At 63.9% G+C, this 7,961-nt stretch carries 6 protein-coding genes; 3 read left to right on the plus strand and 3 right to left on the minus strand.

The features are described 5' to 3' along the window. Positions 1 to 267: 267 nt before the first annotated feature. The gene (locus ACODSP_RS28015; protein WP_488968793.1) at positions 268 to 1,377 is read left to right on the plus strand and encodes a hypothetical protein; all 1,110 of its coding nucleotides are present in this window, start codon (positions 268 to 270) and stop codon (positions 1,375 to 1,377) included. A 544-nt stretch (positions 1,378 to 1,921) separates the two neighbouring features. Here the strand turns inward: ACODSP_RS28015 and ACODSP_RS28020 are convergent. Further along, complete coding sequence (locus ACODSP_RS28020) at positions 1,922 to 2,335, minus strand: PaaI family thioesterase (protein ID WP_488968794.1); 414 nt, start codon at positions 2,333 to 2,335, stop codon at positions 1,922 to 1,924. A 124-nt stretch (positions 2,336 to 2,459) separates the two neighbouring features. On the opposite strand from ACODSP_RS28020, the gene ACODSP_RS28025 reads away from it, so the two are divergent. Further along, a complete protein-coding gene (locus ACODSP_RS28025; RefSeq protein WP_488968795.1) occupies positions 2,460 to 3,233 on the plus strand; it encodes an enoyl-CoA hydratase/isomerase family protein in 774 nt (257 codons plus the stop codon). On the opposite strand, the gene ACODSP_RS28030 is transcribed toward ACODSP_RS28025, so the two are convergent. Next, positions 3,230 to 3,988 carry an IclR family transcriptional regulator gene (locus tag ACODSP_RS28030; RefSeq protein WP_488968796.1) on the minus strand — a complete coding sequence of 253 codons (759 nt, stop codon included), beginning with the start codon at positions 3,986 to 3,988 and terminating at the stop codon, positions 3,230 to 3,232. The genes ACODSP_RS28025 and ACODSP_RS28030 overlap by 4 nt on opposite strands. A 59-nt stretch (positions 3,989 to 4,047) precedes the next feature. Further along, positions 4,048 to 5,937 carry an outer membrane protein assembly factor BamB family protein gene (locus ACODSP_RS28035; protein ID WP_488968797.1) on the minus strand — a complete coding sequence of 630 codons (1,890 nt, stop codon included), beginning with the start codon at positions 5,935 to 5,937 and terminating at the stop codon, positions 4,048 to 4,050. 289 nt (positions 5,938 to 6,226) lie between these two features. On the opposite strand from ACODSP_RS28035, the gene ACODSP_RS28040 reads away from it, so the two are divergent. Beyond that, positions 6,227 to 7,873, plus strand: a complete 1,647-nt coding sequence (locus tag ACODSP_RS28040; RefSeq protein WP_488968798.1) for a M28 family metallopeptidase — start codon at positions 6,227 to 6,229, stop codon at positions 7,871 to 7,873. Positions 7,874 to 7,961: the final 88 nt, after the last annotated feature.

Consider the following 7,961-nt stretch of genomic DNA (forward strand, 5'->3'; position numbering starts at 1 on the left):
ACGAATGCTCAAATTATCTTACAAATGCAGGGTACAAACAAACCTAATCTCATCATGCTCTAGGCGGAACTGGCTGACAAGGTCGGATGCTTTCTGCTGGGCCCAGTCCATGGATCGAATCTGCTTATAGGTGGCTGGCGACTTATCACTACGGATCCCCATATCCTATTCCTATTATAGCTATTAAGAGAAATATGCATACATGTTAATCTCCTAATAGGAGTTATAAGCAGTCTCAGGTGGATGATAATCACAAATGGGGGGACCATGGAAAAGCCCAGCTTCATTTGGCGCACCGTCAAAAGAATTCCTGCCGCTGCCCTTTGGATGGTCGCCTTTCTGGTGACCGCCAGCGCGTTTTATCTTCTGCGCCAAACGGACTGGTCGCCGCTACCGCACAGCGCCAACAGCGCCGCCCTGGCGCAGTCCAACTTCACCGTACGCATTGTGCGCTCCCACACGGCCGAAAACGCGCTGGCTGGCCTTGACCATGGTGTTGTGAGCAGATGTGCGGCTTCCCAAATTCTTTCACGGGAAGAGGAGATCATCTCCACTGCCCCGAATGCAAACAACGGTCGGACCGAATTCGAAGAGATAATCGTTTCGGGAATGCGCATAAACAACGCGCCGGGACTGACCAACTGGGCAGCGAACCTCGCATTCAACCAAGTGATGGGAATATTAGACGATTACGCAGCGCGGCATCGAGCGACCTACGCTGCGCGGGTATCCATCGCGGATTACTTCAATCTCCAACGAGTAGTACAACCCCTTCCCGGTCACCAGGAAAAGGTCGTTAAAATTGTATATCAGGACGTAACGTGCATACGTCTTACGCGCACAGTTAGGGAGGACGAACGGGAGGTAGTTGCTTTGGACTTGGTTGGGAGCCTGAGAGCAGAGCCACTTTCCAACGCAGTGCAGTTTGTGCCACTGGCCATGTCCATCAACCGGGCTGCGGCCAGCTCTACGACGGCGGATGTCAGGATTGAGGTGCGTCTTCAAGTCGACACTGTTATCACCATCGATGACGAAACACTCTCGGTTCCGATCGCAAAAGAGCTGCTTCTCGCCGTGCCGGTGACCCTACCGGAAGGCCTAGCGGCGCCCGTTGCCGTCGCGCTGCCGATCTCGGAACCAGATCAGGGTTCGGACAGGACCGGCCCACCATCCGTTTCGCGCTGGTTTTCGAACGTTCCACCACCGGAGATTAACCGAAACAAATGTGAGGCCGGTTGCCGGTTCGGTGCAGTCTCATTCACGGTGGAAGTATCCGAATTCGGAACCATGAACCCCCATGTCGCGAACTTTTCGTCGCTCCTGGAGGATGGAAAATCAGCAGCCGATAGTTGGCTCGCCAACGTAAGCAGCCGATAGATGGACAAGGGTGCTGACCGCAAACTCCACCCAGCCACTGAGGCCTCTGCACCTTCCGATCGCTTTGTCCTGGATGCTCATGTATCCGGGGCATGCCATACGGAACGCGGATTTTAATATGCAGCACGCCTCGGATGGAGGCTTGCCACTCAATTCATGTCACCAAAGGACCCATTCGGACTATGTCGGCTATTGGGGCTGTCGTCTCCACCACCGGCGTCCACAACAGGCGCGAACCGGCCCTCAATCGCCCCTGTCCGTCAAACGGAGGTTTGACGGACAGGCGCAAATGACAGCTTCCATCCCCCCCTAACTCCTGACAACCCCACCGCCCCCTGCTATACTCCCCCCATCAACACCACCCCTGTATCCACACCCATTCAGAACAGCCAAACCGCCCGCTCTGAAACACCCTCAATTTTGTGTCGCATATGTTGCACGGGGCGTGCGGAGCGTGGCTGGCGGCGGGGTTCAGGGGAACGCCCCCTGCAACGCACCTGCATTTTATGTTTCACTTGGTTGCGCGGACGGTCGTTGTGCCGGCTCAGGCGTCCAGCAGTTTCCAGACGCCGTCCACCCCGGCCACGGGTTTGCCGGCGACGGACAGCAGGCCGCGGGCATAGATGATGCTGCGACCGGAGCGCAGGATTTCGCCGCTGGCTTCGATGAAGTCGCCGGTCTGGCAGGCCCCGATAAAGTGCAGGTTCATCTGGATGGTGGCGCAGGGGCGGCGGTTCACGCTGTCCCAGACGATCAGGCCGATGGCGTGGTCGGCCAGCGTGGCGATCAGGCCGCCATGGATGGTGCCGCGCTCATTGCGGTGCTTGCCCTCGCATAACAGGCCATAGGTGCGGGCCATGCCCTCGCCCCGCCACCAGAAGGGGCCGACCAGACCGGCATAGTCAGCCCATTCCTCCATCGTCCAGCCATCGGCCAGCAGGTCCGCCCGCGTCACCATTCCCGCCCCCTCCGGGCACGCCGGTGCCCTGTTCATGTTTTCTGATCCGGTTTTAAGTATACACAAATATCACTATGCGTATAATAATCCGCAACAGACAGCAATGGGAAACGGGGAGGGTGCGATGGCCGGGTTGGTTGGGGTGGAGCGGGAAGGGGCGGTTGCCATCCTGCGGATGATGCTGCCGGCCAAGCGCAATGCCCTGGTGCCGGAACTGGTGGCCGATCTGACGGCGGCGCTGGACGGGCTGGCCGCCGACCGGTCGGTGCGTGCCCTGGTGCTGACCGGGGATGGCGGGGCCTTTTGTGCCGGCGGCGACCTGGGCGCCATGGACGGGGCCGATCCGCTGGGCGTCACCGCCATGATGCGGGCCTGTCAGGGGATCGTGCGGCGGCTGGTGTCCCTGCCCCTGCCGGTGGTTGCGGCGGTGGAGGGGGCGGCGTTCGGCGCCGGCTTTTCCATCGCGCTGGCCTGCGATCTGGTGGTGGTGGGGCCGGGCAGCCGCTTTTGCGCCGCCTTCGGCAAGGTCGGGCTGATGCCCGATCTGGGCCTGCTCTGGTCCCTGCCGCAGCGGGTACCCATGGGACGGGTGCGGGAAATCCTGATGCTCTGCCCCACGATCAGCGGGGCCGACGCCGTGGCCGAACGGATGGCCGATATCCTGGCCCCGGAAGGGGAGGTGCTGTCCACGGCCCTGGCCCGCGCCGCCCTTCTGGCCGAGGCCGCACCCGGCGCCGTCACCGCCGTCAAATCGGCGCTGGCCGCCTGGCCGCAGGGGCTGGACGATGTGTTGCGGGCGGAGGAGGCGGGCCAGGCCATGCTGATGGCCACAAAGGACCACAGCACCGCCCGCGCCGCCTTCTTCGCACGCCAGCCGGTGCGGTTCGAGGGGCGTTAGGGGGTGCCAAAAAGCTGCCGCCGGATGGCGTCCGCCGTCCGGTGCAGCAGGGGCAGCAGGTCCGCCACCCGCTCCATCGGCATGGTGGACAGGCTGGCGCTGGCCGACAGGGCGGCGATGACGGTGCCCGCCCCATCGCGCACCGGTACGGCGGCACAGCGCAGGCCCGTCAAAATCTCCTCATCATCCAATGCCCAGCCCTGGGCTTGGACGCGGTCCAGCTCGGCACCCAGCCGGGCCGGGTCGGTGATGGTGCGCGGGGTCAGGGCCACGAAGGGGCCGCCCGCCAGATAGCGCGCCCGGTCGGGCACCGGCAGATGCGCCAGCAGGACCTTGCCGATGCCGGAGCAATAGGCCTCCAGCTGCATCCCCTCCGCCGAGAATATCTTCTCCCGCCCGAAGCCACGCTTCAGCAGGTAGGTCACCATCTCCCCGTCAAAGCTGCCCAGATGCACGCAGGCCCGGCAGTCGCGGGCCAGGTCCTGCACCAGCGGTCGGGCGACATCGACCAGCATATCCTCCAGCCGCAGCCCCGCCGACAGCGACAGCAGCGCCGGACCCAGCCGATACCGCCCCCGGCCCAGCCGGATCAGATAGCCATGCCTTGTGAGATCCTGGGCCAGCCGGTGGATGGTGGACAGCGGCAGGGCCAGCTCGCCCGCCACCTGGGTCAGCGAACAGGTCCCCGCCCGCGCCACCAGCGGCAGCAGCGACAGCGCCTTGTCCAGCAATCCGGGGGCGGGTTGGTCGGTCATGGGTGGGGGGCCGGCAACAGTCAGCGACCCCCCACCCATAACCAAACCGCTGCCCCCGCTCAACGCCCCTTTTCGGGGGCGAAGACCAGCAGGGCATTGCCCGGCATCTTGAAATACAGGCCATAGCCGGAATTCAGCACGACATGCCCGTCGCCGATGGCGGGGCCGGGGCCGCTCATCGATCCGCCACGCGCCTCCACCCCGTTCACAGCCTTCACGGGCTGTGTCGTGTCGAACCGCCAGACGATCTTGCCGGTCGCCCCGTCATAGGCGCGGACCCAGCCGTCGGAATGGCCGGCAAAGACCACGCCCGGCATGGCCGTGATGGCCGCCGTAATGCCGGGATCGCAAAATTCCCGCCCGCCGCAGACATCCTCTGCCGGGTGGCTCCACAGAAGTTTGCCGGTGGCGCCGTCGATGGCATACAGGCCGGGGCGCGGCGGATCGGTCGGCTTGCTGCCGTCCCGGGCATTGGCCATGTCATAGATGGGCACGTAAAGCCGCGCCCCCTCTGCCGCCATGCCGAAATGCACACCGCCCTGCACCCCGCCGCGCCCGATCCGCGTGCTCCAGCGCAGGGTGCCGGTATCGGGGTCCACGCCATGGACCACGCCGCTTTTCTGCCCACCCAGCAGCATCTGCCCACCGCCGGGCAGCGCCGCCAGGATGGGGGAGGCGGCATAGTCCAAATCCGGCCCCCGCTCCTTGGGACAGGAGGGATGGTCGCCCATCATGCAGGCCACGTTCCAGGCATCATTGGCCACCGTCTGGCGCAGCCAGCGGCGCTGCCCGGTCTTCAGGTCAAAGGCCATCAGGGCGTCGCTGTTGCCATCCGCCGGGCTGGCATAATTCTCCCCCGACCCGACATAGAGCAGGCCGCGCACCGCATCCACGGCGGGGCTGTTCCAGACGGGCGCACCCGAGGGGCCCAGGATGGGCGTGCCGACGCTGGTCCTGCCCTGTTCGGTCGGCTCCTCCGGGATCGTGTGGCTTTTCCAGACGGGCTGGCCCGTGGCCGCATCAAGGGCGGCCACCGCCCCCCGGAAGCTGCAGCAGGGGTATGAGGGGTCGGCCGGCGCCGTCACCTCCAGCGAGGAGACGGGCACATAAAGCCGGCCCGCATGCAGGGCCGGGCTGCCGGTGATAGTGGCACTGGAATGGTCATCGACCTTGGTGACCCAGATTTCTGCGCCCGTAGCCATATCCAGCGCATAGGCCCGCGCCAGCACATCCCCGAAATAGAGCAGGGGCCGGGCTGGGGCCTGACCCTTGGTCCAGCTATCCAGCACGATGGCCGTCCGCACCTCTGCCTTGGCCTGATAGGTCCAGCGCACACAGCCCGTATCCAGGTCGAAGGCATAGACAGTGCCATCCTTGCTGCCCACGAACACGGAACCCAGGCCGATGGCAGGCTGTGACCGGGCGCGCATGGCATTGGGGAAGGCGAAGGCCCATTTCAGGCGCAGCTTCGGCACATCCGCCGCCGTCAGCCCCGCATTGGCCGCCGGCACAAACCGGCTGGTATCATGGCCCCAGCCAACGGGCGCCGGCGGGCGGTCCATGTCAAAGCGGGCAGCAGCCCCCTCGCAGCGCGGCGGCATCGGGTCGGCGGCGGCGCTGTCCAGCTTCTGCCGCGACAGATACTCGGCAATCTGCTGGCGCTGTTCGCGCGACAGATGCGCCGCCTGGGCCTGCATCATGCCATCATTCATGGCGCTGAACAGCATGGACGGCGTCATCATTTCCAGCCAGGTGCGGTGCGGCGCCTTATAGACCCCGCCCTGATGACAGCCGGCGCAGTTCTCCTGGTACAGCGGTGCGCCGGGCATCTTCTCCGGATCGGCAAAGGCATCACGCCCCGCCTGGAACTGATCCACGGACTTCACCGTCTCCCCACCCGGCGGTGCCGCCAGGGCCGGAAGGGCCAGCGCCAACCAAAGGGCAGCCATAGGCAGCCCCCTCCTTATGCACGGGGTCATTCTTCCTCCCAGATTAAATTCTCATTATGTGTTTTTACGATGATATATTTTTATACAAAGCCTTTCCAGAAAAATGCAGAACTGATTAAAACTGTATAATTTCCATAATTATAATTATCACTCGCGGAACTCGCCCTAAGACCAGCACCCGGATTGGCCCCCTGACACAATCCATTTTCGGCACCCCCGCTTAACCACTTGGTAAGGTTTGGCCGCTCTGTTATGGATCGTATACCAAAACAGGGAGCTTCAACCGGACATGAAGTATCTACTGCTGGCCACAGCGGCCCTTACCTCCACCCTGGCCTTCGCGGCTGAACCTCAATTCGACATGAAGCGCGTATCGGATGATATCCGCGTCATGTCGGCGGATGATTTCCAGGGCCGTGCGCCCGCGACAGTGGGCGAGACGAAGACCGTCGCCTTCCTGATCGAGAAGATGAAGGCGGCGGGGCTGGAACCTGGCGGCAGCATCGGGACCGATGGCAAGCGCGGCTGGACACAGGATGTGCCGCTGCGCATGTCCGACATTGTCGGCAAGCCCAACTTGTCGCTGAGCTATGGCGGCAAGGCCCACGCCCTGAACCAGGGCAAGGAGATCGCCGTGCGCGCCGCCCTGACGGGCCAGGACAGCGTGACCCTGAAGGATGCGCCCCTGCTGTTCGTCGGCTATGGCATCAAGGCCCCGGAACGCGGCTGGGATGATTTCAAGGGCCAGGACGTCAAGGGCAAGATCCTTGTCGTCCTGATCAACGACCCGGATTTCGAAGGGCCGGAGGGCAAGTTCGGCGGCAAGGCCATGACCTATTATGGCCGCTGGACCTACAAGTATGAGGAGGCCGCCCGTCTGGGTGCCGCCGGCGTCCTGATCGTGCATGAAACGGCCCCCGCCTCCTATGGCTGGGCCACGGTCGCCAGTTCGAACCCGAACACGATGTTCGACATCGTGCGCGCCGATCCCAAATCCGCCCACACCCCGTTCGAAAGCTGGATTCAGCGCGACGTGGCGGTGGATTTGTTTAAGGCCTCGGGCCTGGATTTCGAAAAGCTGCGGGCGGACGCGCGCAAGGACAGCTTCCAGCCGGTGCCGCTGAAGGCCACCCTGTCGGCGGATTACAAGGTGAAGACGGAAGTCATCACGTCGAAGAACGTGATGGGCCGGATCACGGGCAGCAAGTATCCGGATGAGACGGTCGTCTATTCCGCGCACTGGGACCATATCGGCGTGGGTGAGCCCGACGCCAATGGCGACAAAATCTTCAACGGCGCCCTGGACAATGCGTCGGGCAGCGCCAGCCTGCTGGAGCTGGGTCGCGCCTTCAAGGCGGCGGGTCCGGCTGAACGCTCCGTCCTGTTCCTGGCCGTGACGGCAGAGGAAAAGGGCCTGCTGGGCTCCACCTACTACGCCAGCAACCCGGTCTATCCGCTGGGCAAGACGGTGGGCGTCATCAATATGGATGGCACCATCGGGCCGGGCCCCGCCAAGGATTTCACCATTTCCGGCACGGCCAAGCTGGGCCTGCTCGACATGCTGATCGAGGAAGGCAAGAAGGCGGGCCGTACCTATACGCCCGATCCGCGCGTGGAGGCTGGCGGCTTCTTCCGCTCCGACCATTTCCCCATGGCCAAGGTCGGCGTACCCGCCATCTCCTTCGGCGGCGGTATCGATCTGGTGAATGGCGGCGTGGCGGCGGGCAAGGCTTGGCGCGATGCCTATATCAAGGACAAGTACCACCAGCCCGACGATGAATGGTCGCCGGACTGGAACATGGACGGCGCCAAGCTGGATATGGGCCTGCTCTACAGCCTGGGCCGCCGTCTGGCCGATGGCCGCGACTGGCCCAACTGGAGCCAGGATAGCGAATTCCGGGCCGCGCGTGACGTGAGCGCGGCGGAGCGGAAGTAAGCTACTGCCGTTCCCTCACCCTCCCACCCGCTGACGCGGGCGGGCCCCTCCCTCTCCCGCCAAACGGGCGAGGGGCGAAGTTAAAGCC

Source organism: Niveispirillum sp. FG156, from assembly GCF_057809555.1.